General features: G+C 62.7%; 22 protein-coding genes and 1 riboswitch. Of the genes, 11 read left to right on the top strand and 11 right to left on the bottom strand.

The window, feature by feature from the left end; genetic code table 11:
* Positions 1 to 23: 23 nt before the first annotated feature.
* Together ATN37_RS13465 and ATN37_RS13460 are read right to left on the bottom strand one after the other, a co-directional pair.
* On the bottom strand, positions 24 to 1,160 hold the full coding sequence (locus ATN37_RS13465; protein ID WP_083057711.1) for a homoserine O-acetyltransferase: 1,137 nt from the start codon (positions 1,158 to 1,160) through the stop codon (positions 24 to 26).
* Positions 1,157 to 2,482 carry a bifunctional o-acetylhomoserine/o-acetylserine sulfhydrylase gene (locus tag ATN37_RS13460; RefSeq protein WP_007727392.1) on the bottom strand — a complete coding sequence of 442 codons (1,326 nt, stop codon included), beginning with the start codon at positions 2,480 to 2,482 and terminating at the stop codon, positions 1,157 to 1,159. The genes ATN37_RS13465 and ATN37_RS13460 overlap by 4 nt, the downstream gene beginning before the upstream one ends.
* A 143-nt stretch (positions 2,483 to 2,625) precedes the next feature.
* A riboswitch (SAM riboswitch) is annotated at positions 2,626 to 2,766 on the bottom strand.
* A 305-nt stretch (positions 2,767 to 3,071) separates the two neighbouring features.
* On the opposite strand from ATN37_RS13460, the gene ATN37_RS13455 reads away from it, so the two are divergent.
* From ATN37_RS13455 to yhjD, 7 genes are all read left to right on the top strand, one after another.
* Positions 3,072 to 4,295: an NADP-dependent isocitrate dehydrogenase gene (locus tag ATN37_RS13455; protein ID WP_003940772.1), complete on the top strand. Its 1,224-nt coding sequence runs from the start codon at positions 3,072 to 3,074 to the stop codon at positions 4,293 to 4,295.
* Between the two features lie 130 nt (positions 4,296 to 4,425).
* Entirely contained in the window at positions 4,426 to 5,634 is a 1,209-nt protein-coding gene (locus tag ATN37_RS13450) for an MFS transporter (RefSeq protein WP_371748383.1), read from the top strand.
* Between the two features lie 36 nt (positions 5,635 to 5,670).
* The gene (locus ATN37_RS13445; protein ID WP_217018651.1) at positions 5,671 to 6,516 is read left to right on the top strand and encodes an exodeoxyribonuclease III; all 846 of its coding nucleotides are present in this window, start codon (positions 5,671 to 5,673) and stop codon (positions 6,514 to 6,516) included.
* Between the two features lie 26 nt (positions 6,517 to 6,542).
* Positions 6,543 to 7,061 (top strand): ribonuclease domain-containing protein, encoded by a 519-nt coding sequence (locus ATN37_RS13440; protein WP_050654908.1) that lies wholly within the window; start codon positions 6,543 to 6,545, stop codon positions 7,059 to 7,061.
* Positions 7,061 to 7,555 carry a barstar family protein gene (locus ATN37_RS13435; RefSeq protein ID WP_030535081.1) on the top strand — a complete coding sequence of 165 codons (495 nt, stop codon included), beginning with the start codon at positions 7,061 to 7,063 and terminating at the stop codon, positions 7,553 to 7,555. The genes ATN37_RS13440 and ATN37_RS13435 overlap by 1 nt, the downstream gene beginning before the upstream one ends.
* 26 nt (positions 7,556 to 7,581) lie before the next feature.
* Positions 7,582 to 8,616: a tryptophan--tRNA ligase gene (gene trpS, locus ATN37_RS13430; RefSeq protein ID WP_003941025.1), complete on the top strand. Its 1,035-nt coding sequence runs from the start codon at positions 7,582 to 7,584 to the stop codon at positions 8,614 to 8,616.
* A 51-nt stretch (positions 8,617 to 8,667) separates the two neighbouring features.
* Complete coding sequence (gene yhjD, locus ATN37_RS13425) at positions 8,668 to 9,702, top strand: inner membrane protein YhjD (RefSeq protein WP_050654860.1); 1,035 nt, start codon at positions 8,668 to 8,670, stop codon at positions 9,700 to 9,702.
* Here yhjD and ATN37_RS13420 read toward each other — a convergent pair.
* On the bottom strand, positions 9,699 to 11,009 hold the full coding sequence (locus ATN37_RS13420) for a D-alanyl-D-alanine carboxypeptidase family protein (protein ID WP_064688997.1): 1,311 nt from the start codon (positions 11,007 to 11,009) through the stop codon (positions 9,699 to 9,701). The two genes, yhjD and ATN37_RS13420, sit on opposite strands and share 4 nt — an antisense overlap.
* 198 nt (positions 11,010 to 11,207) lie before the next feature.
* Here ATN37_RS13420 and ATN37_RS13415 point away from each other — a divergent pair, with 198 nt between their 5' ends.
* Positions 11,208 to 11,780 carry a dihydrofolate reductase family protein gene (locus ATN37_RS13415; protein WP_054800914.1) on the top strand — a complete coding sequence of 191 codons (573 nt, stop codon included), beginning with the start codon at positions 11,208 to 11,210 and terminating at the stop codon, positions 11,778 to 11,780.
* 62 nt (positions 11,781 to 11,842) lie between these two features.
* On the opposite strand, the gene ATN37_RS13410 is transcribed toward ATN37_RS13415, so the two are convergent.
* The 8 genes from ATN37_RS13410 to iolC are packed head-to-tail and all read right to left on the bottom strand — an operon-like array spanning position 11,843 to position 21,045.
* The gene (locus ATN37_RS13410; RefSeq protein ID WP_003941032.1) at positions 11,843 to 13,348 is read right to left on the bottom strand and encodes a CoA-acylating methylmalonate-semialdehyde dehydrogenase; all 1,506 of its coding nucleotides are present in this window, start codon (positions 13,346 to 13,348) and stop codon (positions 11,843 to 11,845) included.
* Positions 13,349 to 13,372: 24 nt separating this feature from the next.
* A complete protein-coding gene (locus ATN37_RS13405; RefSeq protein ID WP_217018652.1) occupies positions 13,373 to 14,257 on the bottom strand; it encodes a sugar phosphate isomerase/epimerase family protein in 885 nt (294 codons plus the stop codon).
* Positions 14,258 to 14,259: 2 nt separating this feature from the next.
* Positions 14,260 to 15,300, bottom strand: a complete 1,041-nt coding sequence (locus tag ATN37_RS13400; protein ID WP_217018654.1) for a Gfo/Idh/MocA family protein — start codon at positions 15,298 to 15,300, stop codon at positions 14,260 to 14,262.
* 26 nt (positions 15,301 to 15,326) lie between these two features.
* Entirely contained in the window at positions 15,327 to 16,232 is a 906-nt protein-coding gene (locus ATN37_RS13395; protein ID WP_007727370.1) for a sugar phosphate isomerase/epimerase, read from the bottom strand.
* Between the two features lie 52 nt (positions 16,233 to 16,284).
* A complete protein-coding gene (iolD, locus tag ATN37_RS13390) occupies positions 16,285 to 18,240 on the bottom strand; it encodes a 3D-(3,5/4)-trihydroxycyclohexane-1,2-dione acylhydrolase (decyclizing) (RefSeq protein ID WP_064074955.1) in 1,956 nt (651 codons plus the stop codon).
* Between the two features lie 14 nt (positions 18,241 to 18,254).
* Complete coding sequence (iolB, locus tag ATN37_RS13385) at positions 18,255 to 19,127, bottom strand: 5-deoxy-glucuronate isomerase (RefSeq protein ID WP_030535075.1); 873 nt, start codon at positions 19,125 to 19,127, stop codon at positions 18,255 to 18,257.
* Between the two features lie 21 nt (positions 19,128 to 19,148).
* Positions 19,149 to 20,048 (bottom strand): hypothetical protein, encoded by a 900-nt coding sequence (locus ATN37_RS13380; protein ID WP_021332504.1) that lies wholly within the window; start codon positions 20,046 to 20,048, stop codon positions 19,149 to 19,151.
* On the bottom strand, positions 20,041 to 21,045 hold the full coding sequence (iolC, locus tag ATN37_RS13375; RefSeq protein WP_197494203.1) for a 5-dehydro-2-deoxygluconokinase: 1,005 nt from the start codon (positions 21,043 to 21,045) through the stop codon (positions 20,041 to 20,043). Before iolC ends, ATN37_RS13380 begins: the two co-directional genes overlap by 8 nt.
* A gap of 199 nt (positions 21,046 to 21,244) precedes the next feature.
* Here iolC and ATN37_RS13370 point away from each other — a divergent pair, with 199 nt between their 5' ends.
* From ATN37_RS13370 to ATN37_RS13360, 3 genes are all read left to right on the top strand, one after another.
* Positions 21,245 to 21,982 carry a GntR family transcriptional regulator gene (locus tag ATN37_RS13370; RefSeq protein WP_003941006.1) on the top strand — a complete coding sequence of 246 codons (738 nt, stop codon included), beginning with the start codon at positions 21,245 to 21,247 and terminating at the stop codon, positions 21,980 to 21,982.
* 106 nt (positions 21,983 to 22,088) lie between these two features.
* Entirely contained in the window at positions 22,089 to 23,237 is a 1,149-nt protein-coding gene (locus tag ATN37_RS13365) for a Gfo/Idh/MocA family protein (protein WP_217018656.1), read from the top strand.
* Between the two features lie 30 nt (positions 23,238 to 23,267).
* Positions 23,268 to 24,653 (top strand): MFS transporter, encoded by a 1,386-nt coding sequence (locus ATN37_RS13360; protein ID WP_217018657.1) that lies wholly within the window; start codon positions 23,268 to 23,270, stop codon positions 24,651 to 24,653.
* Positions 24,654 to 24,749: the final 96 nt, after the last annotated feature.

Raw genomic sequence — 24,749 nt, 5'->3', positions numbered from 1 at the left:
TGAAAACGTGGCTCTGTGCCGAATCAGCGAGCCGTACGCGCGAACTCCATCGTTCGGCGAAGCAGTCCGGCGACGGCGTCCGCCTCCGTCAGGAAGCCGTCGTGGCCGTCCTTGGACTTGAGAATCTCGAGGCCGCTGCACGTGGAAATTCCGTCGGCGATCTCCTCCTGCAAGCGAAGGGGATACAGCCGATCCGAGTCGACGCCGCCCACCACGACCGGTGCCGTGATCGATGCCAACGCCGCCGCAACACCGCCGCGTCCACGACCGATGTCGTGCCGGTTCATGGCCTCGGTCAGGAGGACGTACGTGCTCGGGTCGAAGCGGTCGACCAGCTTGTCTGCCTGATGTTCCAGGTAACTCTGTACGGCGTATCGTCCACCGTTCCAAGGATTTTCGTCGTTCTGAGCGGAGTTCTCGAAGCGTGCGTCAAGTTCGGCCTCGGTGCGGTACGTGAGGTGCGCGATGCGACGGGCGATGCCGAGTCCGGCGCGAGGTGCCCGCCCCGTTCCGTGGTAGTCACCGCCCTGCCAATCCGGATCGGAGACGATGGCAGCGATCTGCGTCGTCTGGGTGCCGATCTGATCTGCAGTGGCCCGTGAACCGGTTGCGAGAACCAACGCGGAGCGAATGCCGTCCGGGTAGGTAACTGCCCATTCGAGGGTGCGCATGCCCCCCATGGATCCGCCGACTACCGAGGCCAACTGGTCGATCCCGAGGAGATCGACGAGCTTCTTCTCCGCCGCGATCTGATCCCGGATGGAGATCTCCGGGAACCTGCTGCCCCACGGCTTGCCGTCGTCGGCCGGCGAACTGGGACCGGTCGTGCCGCGACAACCACCGAGGACATTGGTTGCGATGACGCACCATTCGCCGGTGTCGATCGGTTCGCCGGGGCCGACCATCCCGTTCCACCAGCCGGGGGAGGGCTGATTCGCGGAGATCGGTCCGGTGACGTGTGAGTCTCCGGTCAGTGCGTGCTCGACGAGTACGACGTTGTCGCGGTTCGGGGAAAGCTCACCCCACCGCTGAACGGCGAGCGAAACCGATGGGATTGCCGCGCCGCTCTCGAGTTCCAAGGCACCGATGTCGACGAACCCCACCTGGCCGTCGGGTGGGGGCAGGAGGTCGATCCTGGGCTCCAATTCGTTCACGGTCACGAGTTTGCCACCGCTGCCAGGCCGACGGTGAGATCGGCGAGGATGTCGTCGATTCCTTCGATGCCGACCGCGAGGCGGACGAGCCCGGGGGTGACACCGGAGGCGAGCTGCTCTTCGGGGGTGAGCTGCGAGTGTGTCGTCGACGCGGGGTGGATGACGAGTGAGCGAACGTCACCGATGTTGGCGACGTGGCTGTGCAGCGTCAGGGCGTTGACGAACGTCTTGCCCGCATCGATACCGCCGGGCAGCTCGAAGGTGACGATTGCGCCGGTTCCCTTGGGCGTCAGCTGCTTTCCACGTTCGAACCATGGCGAGGAGGGAAGTCCCGCGTAGGAAACGGAGGCGACCTCGACGTGACCGTCGAGGAATTCGGCGACCTTCTGTGCATTGGATACGTGGCGCTCGATGCGCAGGCTCAAGGTTTCGATACCCTGCGCGATGAGGAACGCGTTGAACGGCGCCACGGCGGAACCGAGATCGCGCAGCAGTTGGACGCGGGCCTTGAGTGCGAACGCCGGCGCGCCGAGGTCCGCGAAGGTGACGCCGTGGTAGCTGGGATCAGGCGTCGTGAAGTTCGTGTGGCGACCCTGCGTCCAGTCGAAAGTGCCACCGTCGACGATGACGCCGGCGATCGCGGTGCCGTGTCCACCAAGGTATTTGGTGGCGGAGTGAACGACGATGTCGGCGCCGTGTTCGAGTGGGCGAAGCAGGTACGGCGTCGCGACTGTGTTGTCCACGATCAACGGAAGACCGTTCTCGTGGGCCAGTGACGAGATACCGGGTAGGTCGAGGATGTGGTTCTTCGGATTGGCGATCGTTTCGCCGTAGAACGCCTTCGTGTTCGGGCGAATGGCTTCGCGCCACTGCTCGAGATTGTCGGGATCCTCGACGAACGTGACTTCGATGCCCAGCTTACGAAGGGTGTAATGCAGGAGGTTGTACGTGCCGCCGTACAGGTACGGGCTGGAGACGATGTGGTCGCCGGCCTCGGCGATGTTGAGGATCGCGATGGTCTCGGCGGCCTGACCCGAGGAGAGGAGGAGTGCGGCGACTCCGCCTTCGAGGGCAGCGATGCGCTGCTCGACGGCGTCCTGTGTGGGATTCATGATCCGCGTGTAGATGTTGCCCGGCTCGGCGAGGCCGAACAGTGCCGCAGCGTGATCGGTGCTGTCGAAGACGTAGCTGGTGGTCTGGTAGATCGGCAGAGCGCGCGCGTTGGTGGCGGTGTCCGCTGTTTGTCCGGCGTGCACCTGCTTGGTCTCGAACGACCAGTTCGCGGTCGGATCCGAAGTTGCTGCGGCGTCGGCTGTGTTGTCGGTCATGATTTGTTCACTCCAGTGGTCTGACGGATAGATGTCGGACGGGGGCGAATGATCGCCGCCCCGTGCTGGGGTCTATCTACAAGTGCGACACATACTGAAATACCTCCGTGGGGCTCGGCCCGGTCTGGGGTCCGTCCCTGTCGGACCCGCGCTTGTCACCCGAATTGCGGTGGAACTGCGCGAGCAGATCCACGTCGGGAAACCTGGTCATCACCCGGGGCACCCCACCGCGGTTGGAGGGTTGCCGTCCAGCGAGCCGGGGCTTGACGCTGGCACTCATGACCAAGTCGGATTCTACCGGGAAGTGAGCGCAGTCCTGACACGGGGCGAAATGTGAGCCGCAACCGCACGCGAGGCAGAGCGACGCAGCCCACTAGCAGGCAAAAGTTACTCGCGAGTAGAGACCGATGAGTGGACCTGCCGGTTGCGGCCTCACGGGTTAGCAGTACGCTTGTCTTGTTTGGGACTCATCTCCCGAGATCAGTCCACACCGTCTAGGTTTGATAATCGAACCGTTCGCGGACCCACTCACAAAGTGTGACCGCAACCGTGTAACCAGGGAAACTTCCTAGGAGGACGCGAAGCACCCATGTCCAAAATCAAGGTTGAGGGCACCGTCGTCGAACTCGACGGCGATGAGATGACGCGCATTATCTGGCAGTTCATCAAAGACAAGTTGATCCATCCGTATCTCGATGTGAACCTCGAGTACTACGACCTCGGTATCGAGTACCGCGACGAGACCGACGACCAGGTCACCATCGACGCAGCGCACGCGATCCAGAAGCACGGCGTCGGCGTCAAATGCGCCACGATCACGCCGGACGAGGCACGTGTCGAGGAATTCGGTCTCAAGAAGATGTGGCGTTCCCCGAACGGAACGATCCGCAACATTCTCGGCGGCACGATCTTCCGCGCACCGATCATCATCTCCAACGTTCCGCGACTCGTTCCGGGCTGGACCAAGCCGATCATCATCGGCCGTCACGCATTCGGCGACCAGTACCGCGCCACAGACTTCAAGGTCCCCGGCCCCGGCAAGGTGATGATCACCTACACGCCTGAGGACGGCAGCGCACCGATCGAGCACGAACTGGTCAACTTCCCCGAAGAGGGCGGCGTCGTCCAGGGGCAGTACAACTTCACCACGTCCATCCGTGACTTCGCTCGCGCGTCGCTCACCTACGGACTGCAGCAGAACTACCCGGTGTACCTGTCCACCAAGAACACCATTCTCAAGGCGTACGACGGTGCCTTCAAGGACATCTTCCAGCACGTCTACGAGACCGAGTTCAAGGCTGAGTTCGATGCTGCAGGTCTGACCTACGAGCACCGCCTCATCGACGACATGGTCGCTTCCGCACTCAAGTGGGAGGGCGGATACGTCTGGGCATGCAAGAACTACGACGGCGACGTCCAGTCCGACACCGTGGCCCAGGGCTTCGGCTCGCTCGGCCTCATGACGTCGGTTCTGCTGACACCGGACGGAAAGACCTGTGAGGCAGAGGCTGCTCACGGCACCGTGACGCGTCACTACCGTCAGCACCAGCAGGGCAAGCCCACCTCGACCAACCCGATCGCGTCCATCTTCGCGTGGACCCGCGGGCTCGAGCATCGTGGCAAGCTCGACAGCACCCCTGAGGTCATCGGCTTCGCGCAGGCGCTCGAAGACGTTGTCATCAAGACCGTCGAAAGCGGCCAGATGACCAAGGACCTCTCGATGCTGGTCGGCGGCGATCAGGGCTACCTGACCACCGAGGAGTTCCTCGGCGCGCTCGACGTGAACCTGCAGAAGGCCATGGCCGCGAAGTAGATTCACCGCTTCACCTGTCAAATGGGACGTCTGGGAAACCAGGCGTCCCATTTGTGTTCGCGGTCTCACGTGAGTGAACTCACCCGCTCTCACTTGGAAGTTCAACCAGATGTGAGACCACAATTGATCAGTGACTTCGTCTACCCTCTCCCGTTCTGACACCTCGACACCCGGGGTTCGTTCCGCCAGAGGTCCGGCGATGCTCGCTCTCGCTCTCGGCGGTTTCGGTATCGGCACAACCGAGTTCGTCGCCATGGGGTTGCTCCCGGAAATGGCATCCGGACTCGGTGTCTCGGAACCCGTCGCGGGTCACGTGATCTCGGCGTACGCGCTCGGGGTTGTCGTCGGCGCTCCGCTGATCGCTGCACTCACCGCACGAGTACCGCGCCGCACCCTGTTGATCGCACTCATGGTCGCGTTCACCGTCGGCAATGCCGCCACGGTTTTCGCGCCCTCGTACACGACGCTGATGATGGCCCGCTTCGTCGCCGGATTGCCGCACGGCGCGTATTTCGGAGTCGCCGCACTGGTCGCAGCTCACCTGGCCGAACCGGGAAAACGCGCGAAGGCCGTCGCCATGGTGATGATGGGTCTTTCCGTGGCCAACGTGATCGGGGTACCGGTCGCGGCCTGGATCGGCCAGGCACTCGGCTGGCGCAGCGCCTTCGCCTTGGTCGCCGTGATCGGAGTGGCAACCGTTGCTTCGCTCTTCGTCTGGATTCCGCGTTTGGACGGCATGCCGGTGACGAATCCGATCACCGAACTCGGGGCACTGGGCCGCGTTCAGGTGTGGATGACCCTGATCGTGGGCATGGTCGGATTCGGCGGGATGTTTGCCGTCTACACCTACATCAGTACGACTCTCACCGACGTGTCCGGGCTTGGCGCTTCGTTCATTCCCCTCGCACTCATGCTGTACGGACTGGGCATGGTGGCCGGCAACTTCGTCGGTGGATACCTCGCGGATCGCGCACTGATGAAGGGCTTGTTCCTGTCGATGGGATCCCTCGTGGTCATCCTCGCGATCTTCGTTATCGCCGTGCGCAATCCGTACACGGCGCTCGTCTTCGTCTTCCTCATCGGGCTCGCCGGGTCGTCGATGGTGCCTGGCCTCCAGACACGGTTGATGGATGTCGCCGAGGATGCTCAGACCTTGGCCGCGTCTCTCAATCACGCCGCACTCAACATCGCCAACGCCTTCGGAGCGTGGATCGGCGGCGTCGTCATCGCAGCCGGTTACGGGTACACCGCGCCGGCAGCGGTGGGGTCGTTGCTGGCCGTCGCGGGTCTCGTCGTGCTGTCGGTAGCGGTGATTCTGCAGCGTAGGGCCGCGCGCTGACCTGGGCGCCCATCCGCGTCGGTGGAATCGGCTACGGTGCTTGCCGTGCCACAAACTGCTGACTCCCACATTCTTGCGCCCCACACCATCACGTCCGTGAACGTCAACGGCGTTCGCGCAGCGGCCCGCAAGGGCATGCTCGACTGGCTGGAGAAGACGTCGGCGGATTTCATCTGCCTTCAGGAAACGCGTGCGTCGGACGACCAGCTTCGCGAGACCCTCGAGCCGGCACTCGGCAACGGATGGTTCCTGGTCTCCGCCGAGCCGTCCGCGAAGGGACGCAACGGAGTCGCGGTGCTCTCACGCATGGAACCTGACGCGGTGCGGATCGGTCACGGGGACGACGAGTTTCTCGACGCCGGTCGATACATCGAAGCCGACTTCGCGGATCTGACCGTCGCGAGCCTGTACCTGCCCTCCGGTGAGGCGCTCACGCCGAAGCAGGAGGAGAAGGAGCGGTTCATGGCGTCCTTCGCAGTTCACCTCGCTACCACCGCTGCGGCGGCCGAGGCTGCCGATCGTCACGTGGTGGTCAGCGGCGATTGGAACATCGCGCACACCGAACTCGACCTCAAGAACTGGAAGACCAACAAGAAGTCTTCGGGATTCCTCCCCGAGGAGCGCGCCTGGATGGATCTGCTGTTCGCCGAAGATTCCGCGTGGGTGGACGTCTTCCGCACCCTCCATCCGGGTGTCGACGGCCCGTATTCGTGGTGGTCGTACCGCGGAAAGGCATTCGACAACGATTCGGGTTGGCGTATCGATTACCAGGTTGCCACTCGCGGATACGCCGAGCGGGCCAAGGTCGCGCTCGTGGAACGCGCTGAGTCCTACGACCTCCGTTGGTCGGATCATGCGCCTGTCACCGTCTCGTACCGATAGAGACGCGTATGTCTGAAGGTCTGAAAATGCCGAGCGCAAAGACGCGCAACGCCATCATCACCGTCGTGGTGGCGGTGGTTGCGCTCGTGCTGGCGGTCACCCTTTCTTCACGTGACTCCGACAGTTCGGCGTCGTCGGTGACGAAGTCCTCGAGTGCCCAGTCCTCGAGTGTTCAAGCCAAGCCTGGCGCCACCACCAAGGCTGCGCCGTCGAGTTCCGTGCCCTCGAGCTCCGCTGTCAAGACAACGCAGCAGACGAACAGCGATGCGCCGGCGCGAGTGCTCGCCACGCTGGTGGAGATCGACGCCGGGAGGTGGCCGGATTCCGCCAATGCGCCGGGCACCAAGGGCGGCATCACCTTCCGCAACAGCGAAGGACGTCTACCCGCTGTCGGTGCCGGTGGCGGACGTGTCGTCTATCAGGAATGGGACGTGAACCCGAAGAAGAACGGCCAAGGACGCGACGCCGAGCGAATCGTCACCGGCAACGACGGTTCGGCGTGGTACACCCTCGATCACTACGACACGTTTGTGAGGATTCGCTGATGTCCGATTCGTCTACGGTCAGCGTGGCGCAGTGGCTGGATCCGTCTTCGGATGTGGCTTCGGTGGCGCTGCAGAGCGACCCGGCCGTTGCAGATGATCTTGCACGTCAACTCCGTGCCGAGAATTTTGTCGTTCGGGTGGTTCGCGGAGAGAACATGCGGACAACGGCGCAGGTCTTCGACGAGTTTGCGGCAGCCTTCCAGTTTCCGTCCCACTTCGGGCGAAATAAAGACGCTTTCGACGACGTCATGCGCGATCTCGACGACGTCCTCGGACTCGGCGCCGGATATGTAGTTGTGGTCCGAGGCGCGGGTTCTCTACTGTCCGAGCAACAGGATCAGTTGGAGTGGTTCTGCGAAACGATGGACTTCTACGCCGAAGAATGGGAACCCGTCGTTTTCCGGACCGTCTACCAGTTCGGTGCGGAGGACCTCACCGCCCACGGTGAAGACCTCGTCGAACTCGACTACCCGGGCACCACGCCACTGCACTGATTTCCACTCGTGAAAAGATCGGAACCATGTCGACCCCTGCAGAACAGAAGCCCACCGCAAAGCCTCGCGTGCTTTCCGGAATCCAGCCGACGTCGGATTCTTTCCACCTCGGCAACTACCTGGGTGCGCTGCAGCAGTGGGTTCCGTTGCAGGACGATTTCGACGCTTTCTACTTCATTCCGGATCTTCACGCCATCACGGTGACGCAGGACCCGAAGGAATTGCGTCGTCGCACCAAGGTTGCGGTGGCTCAGCTCCTTGCGGTGGGGATCGATCCGGATCGGGCGACGCTGTTCGTACAGAGTCAGGTTCCCGAGCACGCACAGTTGGCGTGGGTCCTGAACTGCATCACCGGTTTCGGTGAAGCCAGCCGTATGACGCAGTTCAAGGACAAGTCCGCCAAGCAAGGCAGCGACAACGCCAGTGTCGGCTTGTTCACGTATCCGGTTCTGATGGCCGCGGACATCCTTCTGTACCGCCCGCAGCGAGTTCCGGTGGGTGAGGATCAGCGTCAGCACCTCGAACTCGCACGCGATCTGGCCGGACGGTTCAACACCCGCTACGGCAAGGCGTTCGTCGTTCCCGAGCCGCAGATCATCAAGGGCACGGCAAAGATCTACGACCTGCAGGATCCGACCGCGAAGATGAGCAAGTCCGCTGCCAGTGCGGCCGGACTGATCAATCTGCTCGACGATCCGAAGGTGTCGGCGAAGAAGATCAAGTCGGCCGTCACCGACAACGAGCGCGAGATTCGTTTCGACCCGCAGGCCAAGCCGGGCGTCAGCAACCTGCTCACCATTCAGTCGGCTCTCTCGGGAGTACCGATCGAGACTCTGGTGGCCGGTTACGAGGGCAAGGGGTACGGCGACCTCAAGACCGATACCGCTGACGTGCTGACCGAGTTCGTCACCCCACTCAAGGCGAAGGTCGACGGTTACCTTGCCGACGAGGCAGAGCTGGATCGCATCATCGCGGCTGGAGCGCACCGCGCCCGTGAGGTGTCTTCACGCACTCTCGCCGCTGTCTATGACAAGGTCGGATTCCTGGCACCGAAGGGCTGACTTACGCGAATTCGGACTCACGACGCCTGACCGAACATGAGGGGGACGGCAATGGCTGACACGGACGACGACGCACCGAGCTTTCTCGAGAAGCAACGGGCAGCGCGACCCTGGCTCGATCATCTGGTTCGCGCGGCCGGACGGTTTCAAGAGCAAAAAGGCGACTATTACGCTGCTGGTATCACGTACTTCAGCGTTCTCGCGTTGATTCCGATCATGATGGTCGCGTTTGCAGTGGCCGGTTTCGTATTGGCCGGGCATCCCGAGTACCTGGAGTCGATTCAGGAGCAGATCACCAAGAGCATTCCGGGCAGCTTGGGTGACACCATCAACACGCTGATCGATTCGGCCATCGACTCGCGCGCGAGCGTCGGAATCTTCGGTCTCCTGGGTGCCGCGTACGCGGGTCTCGGTTGGATGGCAAACGTTCGCGACGCGCTGACGGCGATGTGGGAGAGCAAGCGCGAGCCGAAGGGTTTCGTACGTACCAAACTTGGTGACGCGGGGGCCCTCGTCGGTCTGGCTCTCGCCATGGTCGTCTCACTGGGAATGTCGGCGCTGAGCAGTGGGCCGGTTGCGACTCAGATCGTGAAATGGCTCAACCTCGAGAACATCACCGGTGTCGGCGTGGGGCTCAGAGTCATTTCACTGTTGCTCTCACTCCTGGCGACGTGGGCGGTGTTCCTGTGGGTGATCGCCCGGCTGCCGCGCGAGCCTGTCACGCTGCGTAGCGCTGCGCAGGCAGCGCTTATCGCCGCAGTTGTGTTCGAGATCTTCAAGCAGGTGGGTGCGATCTACCTCGCTGCCGTCACCAACGGACCAGCGGGCGTGGCATTCGGTCCGATCATCGGTTTGCTCGTGTTCGTGTTCACGGCGTCACGGATGCTGCTGTTCTGCACGGCGTGGGCGGCGACGACCAAGGAAAGTATGGCCCTGGCGTTCGTTCCGCCGCCGGATCCCGCCGTGATCTCGCCGCGAATCGTTGTCAGTGACGGTGCTTCACCGTCTCGCGTGGCTGCGCTGATCGCCACGGGTGCGGTTGCCGGCCTGGGTCTTTCGGGCTTCATGCGTCGTCGGCCGCGCTAGCGCCTCCGACGGTTGAGGGCAACGGCTCCCGCCACCAGCGCGATCACCACTACTCCGCCGACCGCACCGATGAGTATGCGGTCAGTGGTGTCGGATTCGGCGTCGGTAGCGGTGGGTGCAGCCGAGATCGAGCCTGGTGCAGCGGCAGACGGTGTGCGAGTGACCTCGGGCGAGGCATCGTCGGTGGATCGGTCCGTCAACGAGCCGACGGTTGTGCTCGCGGGGAGTGCATATCCGTAGTCGAGTAGACGGGCAGCTTGTTCCCACGGACGGATCGGCTTGGCTTCGCCGCCCATCAATGTCACCAGTAGTTTCCGGCCGTTACGCTCCGCGCCACCCACATACGTGTGGCGGGCGTCGTCGGTGAAGCCGGTCTTGCCGCCCAATGCGCCGTCGTAGTTGTAGAGCAGCTGATTGTCGTTGGCGAGAGTGAATCCGGGGCGGTCCTGATCGTCGGGAATCGTCGGATCCTTGGGGAAGCCGGGAAATTCGACGGTCTCGGTATGGATCAGACCGGCAAACGTCGGATTCTGCAGGGCGGTATGGAAAATCACGGCCAGGTCGTACGGCGAGCTGCTCATCCCCGGGCCGTCGAGTCCGGATGGAGTTGCCGTGCGAGTGTCGAGGGCGCCGAGTTCGGCCGCGAGCGCGTTCATTTTCGACACGGCTGCAGCGTCACCGCCGAGTTGGCGGGCAAGAGCATGCGCGGCATCGTTTCCCGACGCCATGACCAGACCCTGCATCAGTTGCCGGTTGGTGTACTTGCCGCCCTTGCCGATGCCGACAGCGCTACCTTCAGCGTCCGCGTCTTCGGCCGTTGCGGTGATTTCGGTGTCGAGATCGAGTTCGTCGAGCGCGACAAGAGCCAAGAGCATCTTGATGGTGCTGGCCGGTCGGTAGCGACCATGCGGATCTTTCGCGGCGAGGACCTCACCGGTTTCGGCGTCCGCGAGTACCCATCCGGATGCCGCGATATCCGCCGGGAGCGGGGGAGCGCCGTCAGGGAGTACAACACCGCACTCGCCGAGCTTGCCTCCACCGACAGGGCTTTCCGGAATCGGGACAGCAGTCGGGGCCGTAGATCCGGGCGCGGGTGCTTCGGAGAGATCGATCGCCGGTGCCGGGCTACTCGTGAAAGGGCAGCTGTCGGTGTTGGGTGTTGTGAACGGCGCTTCGGTGGTGGTGGGCGGCGGCGGGGCCGGTTGGGCGCCGGCCACTCCCGAGGTCCCTACGACACCGGTAAACGCAATGCTCCCTGAGAGCACTGTTCCGGCTACTGCCACTGCACACTTTCGACGCCACATCATCGATATACGAGGGTATGCGAACCTGAGGGAACGTCCGAATCGCCACGCAAGCAGAGGGATCGAAAACAGGCGATTCGGTTTGTACATCGGTCATAGTGGACGATCGCCGCCGATGAGTTCCACCACCACGCAGAGTCTGTAACAGTGGGGTAGTCGGCTACTCGAATGGCGCACACGCACTGACGACAGGGGATCGGTATGGGCAAGATCGTGGTGACAGAATTCGTGTCCTTGGACATGGTGATGGAAGCTCCCGGTGGCGAACCGGGTTATGCGCACACTGGATGGGTCTTTCCGTACCAGGAGGGCGATCAGATGAAGTTCAAACTCGACGAAACCCTCGCCGCGGACGTCCTTCTGCTCGGGCGGCGGACCTACGAGAGCTTCGCCGGTGCCTGGCCCGAGCGCGAGGACGACCAAGGCTTTGCGGACAAGATGAACGAGATGCCCAAGTACGTCGTCACGAGTTCGACCGAACCGCTCGAATGGAACAACTCGACGGCGCTCGACGGTCCCATCGAGGAATCTGTCCCGAAGCTCAAGGAGCAGATCGACGGCGAGATCTTGGTCGCGGGAAGTCGGACGCTCGTCCACGCGTTGTTGCTGGCCGGTCTGGTCGACGAGCTTCGTCTGATGGTCTTCCCGGTCATTCTCGGGTCCGGCGGGAGAGTGTTCCCCGAATCGGCCGACAAGATCGTCCTCGAGTTGAAGGACGATCGTCGGTACGAATCCGGAGTTCAGGTACTGACGTACCACCCCACGGTCGCGTAGACCTCTCGAAAACATCTGTGGCCGAGACTCTTCGAGAGTCTCGGCCACAGATGTCTTGCCGGCTAACTGTTCTCGGGGAATCCGAGGTTGATTCCGCCGTGGCTGGGGTCGAGCCAGCGACTGGTGACGGCTTTACCTCGCGTGAAGAAATGAACACCTTCTGTCCCGTGAGCGTGGGTGTCACCGAAGAGGCTGTTCTTCCAGCCGCCGAAGCTGTAGTAGGCCATGGGAACCGGGATGGGGACGTTGATGCCGATCATGCCGACCTCCACCTCGTTCTGGAAGCGTCGGGCAGCGCCGCCGTCGTTGGTGAAGATGGCGGTGCCGTTTCCGTACGGGTTGTTGTTGATCAGTTCGAGGGCTTGGTCGTAGGTATCGACACGCACGACGGAGAGGACAGGTCCGAAGATTTCGTCGGTGTAGATCGACATGTCGGTGGTGACGTGGTCGATGAGGGTGGGCCCGAGCCAGAAGCCGTCCGGTCCACCATCGGCCTGAACTGTGCGTCCGTCGACCACGATCGTGGCACCGTCCTTCTCGCCGGCATCGACATAGGACGCGACCTTGTCGCGGTGGGCCTTGGTGACGAGCGGACCCATGTCGGAGTTCTTGGTGCCGTCACCGGTGACGAGGGGAGTGGTGCGTTCGACGATCTTGGCAACCAGTTCGTCGGCGATGTCGCCGACTGCGACCAGGGCGGAGATCGCCATGCATCGTTCGCCCGCGGAGCCGAATCCCGCGTTGACCATTGCGTCGGCGGCGAGGTCGAGGTCGGCGTCCGGTAGAACGATGGCGTGGTTCTTGGCGCCGCCGAGTGCTTGCACGCGTTTGCCGTTGGCGGTGCCGGTGGCATAGACGTACTGGGCGATGGGGGTGGATCCGACAAACGAAATCGCTTTGACTGCTTTGTTTTCCAGAAGTTCGTCGACGGCGAGCTTGTCACCTTGGAGGACGTTGAAGACGCCGGGGGGCAGACCGGCTTCGGCCCAGAGTTCGGCGAGCCAGATCGCCGCGGTGGGGTCCTTCTCCGAGGGCTTGAGAATCACGGTGTTCCCGGCGGCGATGGCGACCGGGAAGAACCACATGGGGACCATCGCGGGAAAGTTGAAGGGCGAGATGATGCCGACGGGGCCGAGGGGTTGGCGGATGGAGTAGACGTCGACCTTGGTCGATGCATTCTCGGTGTATCCGCCCTTGAGGAGATGCGGTATTCCGCAAGCGAATTCGACAACTTCCTGCCCGCGGCTGATTTCGCCGAGGGCGTCGGAGAGAACCTTGCCGTGCTCGGCTGTGATGATCTCGGCGAGTTCACCTTTGCGAGCATTGAGGAGTTCGCGGAAGCTGAACAGTACCTGTGTGCGCCGGGCCAGTGAGGTGTCACGCCAGGCGGGGAAGGCCGCCGCAGCCGCGTCGATGACAGCGCGGGCGTCCTCGAGGTTCGCCAGGGCCAGTCGGCCGGTGATCTGTCCGGTGGCGGGGTTGGTGACGGTGGCGGTGTCCTCGGACGTTCCGGCGAACGGCTTGCCGTCCAGCCAGTGCGCGATGACGCGAGTATCAGTGCTGGTCATGGTATTTCCTAGTGGTCTGGTGACTCAGGAGTTCGGGGAGGTGTACTTGGCGACGTAGTCGTTCATCGTCTCGCGCTGGTACCGGGAAACCTCGTGCGCGTTTTCGTTCTCGGCGAAGACGCTCGACACCATCACGGTGTTCTCACGTTCGTAGAAGCCGAGTTTGCCGAGACCGCCGAAGAATTCGTCCCAGTTGACGTCTCCGTCACCGATTTTGAGATGCTGATGCACTCGAACGGCATTGCCTGGCGGGTTGGTGATGTAGCGCAGTCCGTGGGAACGGTGATGATCCATGGTGTCCGCCACGTGAACGAGTCGGACCATGTCGCCGGCGGCCTCCATGATGGCGGGAAGGTCCCCACCCATGTGGAATTGGTGGCACGCCACGATCACCATGCCGAGGTTCTTGGAGTTCACACCACGGATCGTGCGGATCGCGGCTAGTCCGTCTTCGACAAAATCGTCCGGGTGGGGGTCGATCAGGACGTCGATTCCCTCGCGTTCGATGATCGGAACCAGTTCCTCCATCGAACGATAGAACGCACGCTCGGACTCTTCGGCCTTTTCGGGGCGGCCGGAGAATTCGGTGTTCATGACGTTGACACCGAGATCGACCGTGATCTGGATGGCCCGCTTCCAGTAGCGCACGGCTGCTTCGCGAGCGTCCTCGTCCGGGCCGGACCACCGAAGGACCGGGAGCACCGACGCGATGCCGACTCCCGCACTCGCGCAGGCCTTCCGGAACTCGGTGACGAGCGCGTCGTCGGCTTTCGGGTGATTGAAGAACGGGATCATGTCGACGTGCGGTGTGAGCTGCAGGTACTCGTACCCGAGATCGGCAACAACTCGGGGTAGCTCGAGTAGTGAGTAATCGTGATGGAAAGGTGTGGGGTCGAGTGCGACCTTCATCGCTAAGCTCCGGCCACAGAGTCGCGCGCAACCATGTCCACGACGACGCGCTGACCCGTCTCCAGAGACTTCACGCCGGCGGCGCAGACAGCGGCCGCGGCGTACCCGTCCCAAGCACCTGGTCCGTCGATGTAGTTGCCGGTGCCGGCGCCCGTCTTCACTGCCTTGATCCACCGGGCGAACTCGGTGTCGTAGGCCTGCCCGAAGCGTTCGCGGAATCCTAGGGTGATCTGCCCACCCCAGTTGCCGGGCTTGGTCTTTCGGATCAGTCCCACGTCGAGTCCGATCATCGCGCTTCCGAGTTCGCCGACAACTTCGGTGCGCACCTCGTAGGCAACTCCGGTGGTGACAAACACCTCGGCGTCGACGTGTCTGCCGGACTCGGTCTCGAATATCGCGATCTGTGGGTCTTGAATGCCCTCGGGAGCAAGCGAATTCGCGGCCGGTCGGATGATCTGCACCGAGGTGATCTCTTCGTCGAGCAGGAATCGTGTCACGTCGACCTCGTGGACGAGTGAGTCCTTGACGATCATCGCACTGTCGAAGCCGTTCGGAACCGCAGGATTGCGGTGAGCGCAGTGCACAACGAGAGGGCGACCGAGATCGCCGCTGTCGATCAAATCCTTGAGCTGGGTGTATTCGTGGTCGAACCGGCGCATGAAACCAACCTGGATCAGTCTTTTTCCCAGCGCTGCTTCGGCTTTGACGATCGTGAGCGAACTGTCCGCGTCGGTGGTCAGCGGCTTTTCGCAGAGAACAGGCTTGCCCGCTTCGAGGCAGGCAAGAACCTGCTTCTCATGGGTCGGGCCCGGGGTTGCGAGAACAACGGCGTCGACGTCCTCGGCTGCGATGGCATCGAACGGATCGACGACGACGCGCGCCCCTGGCGTCAGTGCTGCGATTTCCTCGGCGCGGGCGAGAGAGTAGTCGTTGACGACGGTGACGCGGGCACCGCCGATTTTGTTGGTGATGCGGTCGACGTGATCGGCCCCCATGATGCCGACGCCGAGCACTGCGATCCGGAGATCCTGGTTGTCAGACATGCGGTGGTACTCCTCGATTGTGTTGCTCAGTTGAAACGGACGGCGGGGACGCCACAGGTGGACAGGTATTTCTGAGTGCGCGCTGCGATGGGCAGCGGTGTGTCGGGATGGCAGGGATACATGTCCTGCTCGACGATCGCGAACACGTCGATGCCGAGCTTCTCGATGGCCTCCAGAAGCGGCGGCATGTCGGGGATTCCGCGCGGCGGTTCGATCATGGCACCGAGTTTGACGGCCTCACCGAACGGCAGGTCCTCCGCCTCAACCTTGGCGACTATCGCCGGATCCACCTGTTTGAGGTGTAGGTACCCGATGCGCTCCGGATGTTTGTTGATAATTGCGAGATTGTCGCCGCCGCAGTAGCTGATGTGGCCGGTGTCGAGACACAGATTCACGAAACGCTCGTCGGTCCCTTCGAGGAACTTGTAGACGTTGTCTTCGATGTCGACGTGACTGTCGGCATGAGGATGGTACTGCGCCATGACGCCGTACTCCTCGAGCATTGCCTTCCCGAGAGCGTTCATGCCGTCGGTTTTCTTACGCCACTGCTCGGGCGTCAGATTGCGGTCTTCGAGTACCGCTCCGGTGGAAGGGTCGCGCCACATCTCAGGGATGACCACCACGTGCTTGCCGCCGACGGCTGCGGTCAACTTGGCGACGTCCTTGATCTGATTCCAGACGGCATCCCAGGAATCGTCCTGGTGCAGGTGTTCGAAAACGGTACCGGCCGAAAGCTTCAGGCCGCGGGCGCCGAGTTCGTCCGTCAACTTGGCTGGATCGGTCGGAAGGTATCCGAACGGGCCGAGTTCGATCCATTCGTATCCCGACGCGGATACCTCGTCGAGGAATCGTGTGTAAGGGGTCTGCTGTGGATCGTCCGGAAACCACACGCCCCAGGAGTCGGGGGCTGATCCGACGCGAATTGCGCTCATGTCTAGATTCCTTTCGCGGGCAAGCTTTACGGGGTGTGGTTGTGCGGAATTTTCATTCGGATGGACGGAGGTACGGTCGCTGGATCTTCTTCCAGGACTCGTAAGTTGTCCGTGCCTTCTTGGTGGACTCCAGTTCGGAGGTGGCCGATACCGGTACATCCCACCAGGATTCGCTGTCCGGGGCGCCGATCAGCGGATCGGTTTCGACGTGGATGACGGTGCTGGTGTCGCTTGCTTTGGCAACCTTGATCGCGTCGGCGAACTCGGCAGCGGTGTTGGCGCGGATGACGTCGACACCGAGGCTGGCAGCGTTCGCGGCCAGATCGACCGGGAGAACCCCTCCGTCGAGACGTCCGTCATTCGAGCGGTAGCGGTACTGCGTGCCGAAGCGCTGGGAACCCAGCGACTCGGACAGTGAACCGATGGAGGCAAATCCGTGATTCTGCACCAGGACGACGATGACCTTGAGGCGTTCCTGTACGGCGGTGACCAATTCGGTGGCCATCATCAGATAGGAACCGTCTCCGACCATCACGAACACGTCGCGATCGGGGCACGCCATGCGGACGCCTAGACCGCCGGCAACTTCGTATCCCATGCACGAGTACCCGTATTCGACGTGATACCCCTTGGAATCACGGGTTCGCCACAGCTTGTGGAGGTCACCCGGCATGGACCCGGCAGCGCACACCACGACGTCACGTGGATCGGACAGTGTGTTGACCAGGCCGATCACCTGATTCTGATTCAGTGACCCGTCGGCAGCGGGTTCGGCTGGGTTGTAGACGGATTCGACGATCGCATCCCAATCGCGAGCGAGGTCACCGATCCTGGACGCGTATTCGTCGTCCACCCGGTAGTCGTTCAGTGCAAGTGCCAGCGCGTCGAGTGCCTCACGTGCGTCGGCGACAACGCTGACTCCGCCCTGCTTCACGGAGTCCAGTGATGCGACGTTGATGTTGACGAAGCGAACGTCGGGATTGGTGAACGCGGTGCGGGACGCGCTCGTGAAATCGCTGTACCGCGTGCCGATACCGATGACGACGTCAGCCTCGGTGGCCAGTGCGTTTGCAGCCGTAGTGCCGGTGGACCCCACCGCCCCGACGGATTGTGGATGGTCGTAGACCAATGAACCCTTCCCCGCCTGGCTCTGCCCCACGGGGATTCCGGTTTGCGCACAGAACGCTGATAGAGAGTCGCTGGCCTGGCTGTAGATCACGCCGCCGCCGGCGACGATCAGTGGCTTGCGAGCCGAGCGGATGATCGCGGCGGCGCGTTCGATCACCGATCGTTCGGGGAGCGGGCGGGCCACGTGCCAGACTCGCTCGGCGAAGAAGGACTCGGGCCAGTCGAAAGCCTCGGCCTGCACGTCCTGCGGGATGGCGATGGTGACTGCGCCGGTCTCGACGGGATCAGTGAGAACGCGCATCCCGGCGAGCAGAGCGCTCGGCAACTGCTCCGGGCGCCATACCCGATCGAAGTATCGTGAGACCGGTTTGAACGCGTCGTTGACTGTGACGTCGCCGCTCGACGGGAGTTCGAGTTCCTGTAAGACGGGGGCGCTGGCGCGGGTCGCGAAAGTGTCTGCGGGAAGGAGTAATACAGGTAGACGATTGATGGTGGCCAGTGCCGCGCCGGTGATCATATTGGTGGCACCGGGGCCGACGCTGGACGAGACCGCCCACGTCTGCAGGCGGTCCTTCATGCGGGCGTGCGCGACAGCCGAGTGCACCATCGCCTGTTCATTGCGGCCGAGCACGTAGGGGAGTGTCGGCTCACGGCCGGCGTCGAGATCCTGGATCTCGGCCTGCAAGAGTGCCTGCCCCAGTCCGGCGACGTTGCCGTGCCCGAAGATTCCGAAGCAGCCGGCGAACAGCTTGGTGCGCTGGCCGTCGCGTTCGGTGTACTGGTTGGCGAGGAAGCGGACGACAGCTTGAGAAACGGTGAGGTATACGGTCGGCTCGTCGCGAGGTGGACGATTGCCGGTTGCGTTATTGGTGGGTGCCACAGCTTTCACTTCCGTCAGTTGTGGGACTGCAACGGCAGTCGAGGGTCGATGTCCTGGTGATCCCAGCTTCCACGTAGCCAGGTGTGTTGCGGATCGTCACAGATGTTCCACGCCCGGATCTCGCCCGAACCTGCCATGACATTGAGGTAGTACATGTGGTGGCCCGGCGCTGCGATGGACGGGCCGTGATAGCCGTGCGGCACGAGAACGACGTCGCCCGAGCGGACTTCCTCGAGCACTTCGATAGGTCTCTCGGCGGTTCCGTACACGCGGTGGTAGCCGAAACCTTCGGTCCCGGTGGGGCTTCTGTCGATCTCGAAGTAGTAGATCTCTTCCAGGGCCGATTCGACGTCGCTGTTCTCGTCGTGCTTGTGGCTGGGATACGACGACCAGTTCCCGCCGGGGGTGATGACCTCACACGCGATGATGGAGTCGGCCTCGAAGGTGTCTGCGGTGGCGAAGTTGTGAACCTGTCGGCTGCAGTTCCCGGCACCGCGGAGCTCGACCGCAACTCCTGATGCGGGACCGTATCGATGGGGGAGCTTTGCGCCGGCGCGTGCTCCGCACAGAGCGAAGCGGCCCCCGTCAGCGCTGCTGACCGAGTAGTCGGCGTCGCGACCGACGTACGCGAAATCGCTCGGGCCGTCGAAAACCGATGCGCGGCCAGTGAGGGGAATCTCCGTCCCCTCGGCAACAACCACGGCCGAACCCGCCAGTGGAACGACGATGATCTCGTTATCGCCGGACTGCAGGTGGACGTCAGCGCCAGGGGCGAGTTCGAGTGTCCACAAGCTGGATTCGGTCCACCCGGCGGACTCCGGCGTGACCACTGTCGTGAAATCACCGTCGGCGGACGATCCGGCGGGGACGTAGTACTTGCTGAACATCTTGCTCCTGCCAGGTCGCTTCTAGTGGACGAGCTTGACTGCGGTGTCGACGGCCGCGGTGACGTCGCCGTCGGGTGGGTAGAGCAGCGCGCGTCCGACGATCAGTCCGCGCACAGACGGCAGCTGAAGTGCAGCGTCCCACTTTGCGTACGTTTCTTCCGGCGCGATCTGCGGATCTCCCCCCAGGAGGAGCGTCGGGAGGGTGGTCGCATCCATGACGCGTTCCATCTCGTCGACGACCGGCAGTTTCATCCACGTGTACGCCGAGGTGGAGCCGAGACCTTGGGAGATGTGGATGGATTTGATGACGGCGTCAGGGCTGAGATCGTTGACCACCTTGCCGTTTACGCGACTGGAGAGAAACGGCTCGAGCATCGCGATCAGTCCGGCCGCGGCCAGTTCGTCCACGGCTTCGGCACATGCCGTCATGGTGGGCAGTGTGCCCGCGTCGTCGAGTGCGATGCGTAGCAGCATCTTTCCGCCGTTCATTCCGAACTTCGCGGTGCCCGCCGCGGTGTATCCCGTCATGCGGTCGTCGAGTTCGAAGCTCGCGCCTGCCAGGCCGCCGCGGTTCATCGACGAGAAGACGACCTTGTCGTCGAGGGCGCCGAGGAGGAGCAGATCGTCGAGAATGTCCGCGGTGCCGAGAACGCCGTCGACTCCGGGATTGTCGAGCGCAGTGCGTAATCTGTCGAGCAGATCGGTACGACTGTTCATCGCTGTCGGCTTGCCACCGACAGACAGTGCCCCACGGGCCGGGTGATCGGCAGCGACGATCATCAGTCGACCATTGCCTCGAACAGTGGCGCGAGGAGTTCGCGCTGCCCAGGCCTTTTCGATGATCTGCGGATCGCTCGCACGCAGTTCCGTCACTTCGGCGTAGGTGGTGGCGAGGGGGCGGGCGGCGAGCTTGTCAGACATTGACTGCCTCCGTGGCTGTGGCTTCGGCGAGATCGTGGACTTCTTCGGCGGTCGGCATCGCAGTGGAGCATTCGAGCCGAGATGCGACTATCGCGCCGGCCGCGTTGGCGTACCGCAGTACCTTCTCCAGCGGCCACCCGGCCAACAGTCCGTGGCACAGTGATCCCCCGAAGCTGTCGCCTGCTCCCAGCCCGTTGACCACGTCGACGGCGTTGGGCGGCACGGTGATCGATTGCTTTCGTGTTTTGCCGAGTACACCCTTCGGGCCCTGCTTCACGATGGCCAGTTCGACTCCGAGGTCGAGAAGCGCGTCCGCGGCCTTGTTCGGGTTGGTCTCACCGACAGCGATTTCGCACTCTTCACGATTCCCCACGGCTACCGTCACGTGTGCGAGGGCGCGCTGTACCTGCGTGGTCGCGTCCTGCGGCGTCGACCAGAACATCGGGCGGTAGTCCAGGTCTAGAACGGTCAGCGGGCGGCGTTCGCGGGCTTTCCAAGCGGCGAAGTGTGCGCTGCGGCTAGGTTCTTCGGACAGCCCCGTCACAGTCGACCAGTAGAGGGACGCTGTTCGAACGGCGTCGAGGTCGATGTCTTGCGGGGTGATCCGAAGATCAGGCGCATGCGGCTTGCGATAGAAGTACAGAGGAAAGTCGTCCGGGGGGAAGATCTCGCAGAACGTCACCGGTGTCGGGTACTCGGAATTGGTGACGACAAACCTGTTGTCGACACCGAGACGTGCCAATTCGCGTGTGACGAACTTCCCGAAGGGATCGTTGCCGACGCCGGAGATCAATGCTGCTCGCCGACCGAGGCGCGCGGCCGCCACCGAGACATTGGCTGCGCTGCCGCCGAGGAACTTGCCGAACGTCTCGACGTCTTCGAGTCCGACACCGGTTTGAAGTGGGTAGATGTCTACCCCTGATCGGCCGATGGCAAGCACGTCGAATGGTGCGTCAGGGATGTGTGACCCGCTCTGGTGAGTGTTGATGCTTGTCAAGACTGACTCCCGAGAGTTCGTGGTGGGCTGCCCGCGCAGGGCACCGTTGTATGACTGAAACTGTGCGCCGCGACACAGCGATTGTCAATAGTTTGTCTGGACATTATGACTTGCGGTCAAGTGAATGTTAGTGTTCGCATACACTGCCGAGAGAAGTAGCGTCGATACGGCGCCTTCCCAAGACAGATCGGAGTTGGCCGTGGTCGCAGCACTCGCCGTCGAGTTGGACCGCTCGAGCCCGGTGCCGCTGTATTTTCAGCTGGCCCAGGCAATCGAGGGCGCTATTCTCGGTGGCGAACTTGCCCCAGGTGATCGCTTCGAGAACGAACTGGCGTTGGCCAAGCGGCTCAATCTCTCACGTCCGACCACTCGACGTGCGATCCAGGAACTGGTGGACAAGGGACTACTTGTTCGTAAGCGGGGAGTCGGAACTCAGGTGGTGCAAAGTCCGGTGCACCGCCCGGTCGAGCTCACCAGCCTGTTCGACGACCTTGCGAGGGCCGGCCAGGCGCCGACGACCAAGCTGCTCGAGTTCACGGTGGGAGTTCCCGCCGAGGACGTTGCCGCGGAACTCAACCTCGAACCTGACGCCGAAGTGGCCACCATCAGGCGTCTGCGAAGCACCAACGGCGAACCGCTTGCCGTGATGACCAATTACATTCCGGTGGACATCGCACCCGATCCCGAGGAGTTGGAGACGCAGGGGCTGTACCAAACCTTGCGAACTCGCGGCGTTCACATCCGTGTCGCGCGGCAGCGAATCGGCGCTCGGGCGGCGACTCGCGAAGAAGCAGGATTGCTCGACGAGAAAGTGGGTGCTGCCCTCTTGACCATGAGCCGCACTGCATTTGACGATTCAGGTAGCGCCGTCGAGTACGGCAGCCACTGCTACCGAGCGTCGCGTTACTACTTCGACACCACCGTGGTCGACCGCTAGATCTCGATCCCGGTGACACGAGTACCCGCCTGACCGAGTCAGTGGGGGTGATTTGTGATCCCAGCATTTCTGCGATCCTTCGATCATTTGACCCGAACGGAGCCTCATGACAGGCATTTCAGTAGCAGTTGCCGGATTCGGATGGATGGGCCGCGTCCACACGCAGGCGTATCTGCGTCTGCGGCAGCACTATCCGCAGCTTCCCGTGATCCGCCTGGCCGCCGTCGCCGACGAGGTGCCGGGCCGAGGGGAGGAAGCAGCGGACCAGTTCGGTTTCGAAGCTTTCACCCAGGATTGGCGTGATATCGCAGCCGATCCGGCCATCGACGCGGTGAGCATCACGGCCCCGAACTTCTTGCACCGTGAAATCGGCGTCGCAATGGCAGAGGCCGGCAAACACATCTGGATCGAGAAGCCCGTCGGCTTGTCCACGGAAGACGCCAAAGCTGTTGCCGTAGCAGTCTCGAAGGCCGGTGTGCAGTCGACCGTCGGCTTCAACTACCGAAACGCGCCGGCTGTGGCCCTGGCAAAGAGCCTGATCGACTCAGGGGAGTTGGGCACGATCACGCACTCGCGTTTTCGTTTCCTCAGCGACTATGCGGCCCACCCTGAAGGTGCTTTGAGTTGGCGATACGAGCGTGAGCGCGGCGGCGCCGGCGTCCTGGGCGACTTGGCTTCGCACGGCATCGATCTGATTCGTCATCTTCTCGGTGACGTCGACGCTCTCGTTGCGGATACTGCGATCTTCATCCCGGAGCGTGCGCGTCCGTCCGCCGCTACCAGTGGACATGCGCGGGCCAGCGGTGGGGAGATGGGGGCTGTCGAGAACGAAGACTTCGTCAGCGCACTGCTGCGCCTCGGCTCGGGTGGCCGGTGCACCCTCGAAGCATGCCGCGTCGCCGTGGGAGAGCAGAACAATTACGGATTCGAGATTCACGGCACGAAAGGTGCCGTGTTCTGGGACTACCGCCGGATGGGTGAACTGGGCACCAGCCTCGGCTCGAAGTACCAGGACCAATCCGTCACGACGGTTCTGGTCGGCCCCGAGTCCGGTGAGTTCGGCCGCTTCCAGCCTGGCGCGGCCAACGCGATGGGTTACGACGACCTGAAAGTGATCGAGGCTCGCAATTTCATCGCCTCGATCGTGGACGGAGCGCCGCAGGGCGCGACCATCGCTGATGCAGTCGCGTCCGCACAGGCTCTGGACGCGATGGTCGCCTCGGTGATCTCCGGCAGCTGGATTTCTCTCGGCTGATCGACAGCTCCTCCGAAAGGCTCTGGTGCAGTGACATTTCCCCGCGGACTGGCGCTGCTCGTGGCAGCAGCGCTGTTCATGGAGATGCTGGACGCGACGATTCTCGCAACGGCACTGCCGTCGATCGCCCAATCTTTCGGAGTTGATGCCGTCGACGTCAATGTCGCCGTTTCTTCGTACCTCCTGGTGTTGGCCGTCCTGATCCCGGCGAGCGGATGGATGGCCGACAGATTCGGAACGCGACGTGTCTTCATCTCTGCCATAGCCGTTTTCACGGTGGCGTCGGTGGGATGTGCACTGAGCACCTCCCTCCCGATGCTGGTGGGAATGCGTGCTTTACAAGGGGTAGGCGGCGCCATGATGGTGCCGGTGGGGTGGCTCGCAGTATTGCGGGTGACGTCGAAGGCGGAACTCGTACGGGCTATCGCCTACTTGACGTGGCCGGCGCTCACAGCGCCGGTTCTTGCGCCCGCTGTGGGTGGAGCCATCGTGTCGATCGCTTCGTGGCGCTGGATCTTTCTGATCAACGTTCCGATCGGGATCGTCGGGTTTCTGCTGGCGTTGCGCATGGTGCCCGACATTCGGGAGGCGCAGAAACGGAGCCTCGATTGGCTGGGATTGGTGGTGATCGGAGCAGGCGTCGCAGTGCTTGTCGTGGCGCTCGACAACGTGCACAGTGCCGGAACCGACTGGCTACGAGTGGGCCTCGGGATCGTTGCGGCTCTGATCTTGTTGAGCTTGAACGTCATTCACCTCGTCCGGTCGGATCATCCGCTCATCGCGCTCGGCGTCCTCCGACTTCGATCGTTTCGGCTCGTCGCGTCGAGCGGCTCGCTGTACCGGCTCGTGATCATGGGCGTGCCGTTTGTGCTGCCGTTGTTGTTCCAAGTGGGATTCGAAATGTCGGCGTTCAAGGCCGGTCTGCTGGTGATGGCCCTGTTCGCGGGGAATATCGCCATCAAACCGCTCACCACTCCGCTCATGCGCAGATTCGGGATCAGACTAGTTCTGGTGGGAAACGGAGTTCTGTCGGTGGTGTGCTTCGGTGCGCTGGTACTGATCTCGTCGACGACACCGGACGTCGTTATCGCTGTCGCACTGTTTGTCAGTGGCGCGTTGCGATCCATCGGGTTCACCGCGTACAACAGCTTGGCGTTCGCCGACGTCGACTCGGGTGAGCTGACCGATGCAAATACTCTGCATGCAACGCTGCAAGAGTTGGCATCCGGTCTAGGTATTGCACTGTCCGCGTTGGTGATCACGCTCTGCACACCGTTGGCGGTGTCGGGGGATCTGAGCGGCGGAGTGCCGTTTTCTCTGACGCTGGGTGTTCTCGGGGCCATGCTGGTGCCGACGGTGATCGAGAGTTGGCGGCTCCCACGCGATACAGGTGCTGTGGTGTTGGTGCGCCGATGATGAAGCGTCTTCCGCCACCTTCATCATAACGCGGGACCCGGGGCTTGCGGCAAGGCCCCGGTGATGGTGCACACTCCTCTGCTGCGAGCAAGCAAA

Origin of the sequence: Rhodococcus sp. MH15, from assembly GCF_019266045.1 — a bacterium.
Taxonomy (GTDB): Bacteria; Actinomycetota; Actinomycetes; order Mycobacteriales; family Mycobacteriaceae; genus Rhodococcus_F; species Rhodococcus_F qingshengii.
Note: the sequence above shows the minus strand (reverse complement) of the source record. Positions and strands in the feature narration are given on the sequence as shown.

Coding starts and splice junctions, on each gene's coding strand:
- ATN37_RS13460 (WP_007727392.1), bottom strand. CDS start 2,482: ATGACCGACAACACAGCCGACGCCGCAGCAACTTCGGATCCGACCGCG.
- ATN37_RS13395 (WP_007727370.1), bottom strand. CDS start 16,232: ATGAGCGCAATTCGCGTCGGATCAGCCCCCGACTCCTGGGGCGTGTGG.
- ATN37_RS13455 (WP_003940772.1), top strand. CDS start 3,072: ATGTCCAAAATCAAGGTTGAGGGCACCGTCGTCGAACTCGACGGCGAT.
- ATN37_RS13365 (WP_217018656.1), top strand. CDS start 22,089: ATGACAGGCATTTCAGTAGCAGTTGCCGGATTCGGATGGATGGGCCGC.
- ATN37_RS13410 (WP_003941032.1), bottom strand. CDS start 13,348: ATGACCAGCACTGATACTCGCGTCATCGCGCACTGGCTGGACGGCAAG.
- ATN37_RS13380 (WP_021332504.1), bottom strand. CDS start 20,048: ATGTCTGACAAGCTCGCCGCCCGCCCCCTCGCCACCACCTACGCCGAA.
- ATN37_RS13435 (WP_030535081.1), top strand. CDS start 7,061: ATGTCCGATTCGTCTACGGTCAGCGTGGCGCAGTGGCTGGATCCGTCT.
- ATN37_RS13440 (WP_050654908.1), top strand. CDS start 6,543: ATGCCGAGCGCAAAGACGCGCAACGCCATCATCACCGTCGTGGTGGCG.
- ATN37_RS13420 (WP_064688997.1), bottom strand. CDS start 11,009: ATGATGTGGCGTCGAAAGTGTGCAGTGGCAGTAGCCGGAACAGTGCTC.
- iolB (WP_030535075.1), bottom strand. CDS start 19,127: ATGTTCAGCAAGTACTACGTCCCCGCCGGATCGTCCGCCGACGGTGAT.
- ATN37_RS13400 (WP_217018654.1), bottom strand. CDS start 15,300: ATGTCTGACAACCAGGATCTCCGGATCGCAGTGCTCGGCGTCGGCATC.
- yhjD (WP_050654860.1), top strand. CDS start 8,668: ATGGCTGACACGGACGACGACGCACCGAGCTTTCTCGAGAAGCAACGG.
- ATN37_RS13405 (WP_217018652.1), bottom strand. CDS start 14,257: ATGAAGGTCGCACTCGACCCCACACCTTTCCATCACGATTACTCACTA.
- ATN37_RS13415 (WP_054800914.1), top strand. CDS start 11,208: ATGGGCAAGATCGTGGTGACAGAATTCGTGTCCTTGGACATGGTGATG.
- trpS (WP_003941025.1), top strand. CDS start 7,582: ATGTCGACCCCTGCAGAACAGAAGCCCACCGCAAAGCCTCGCGTGCTT.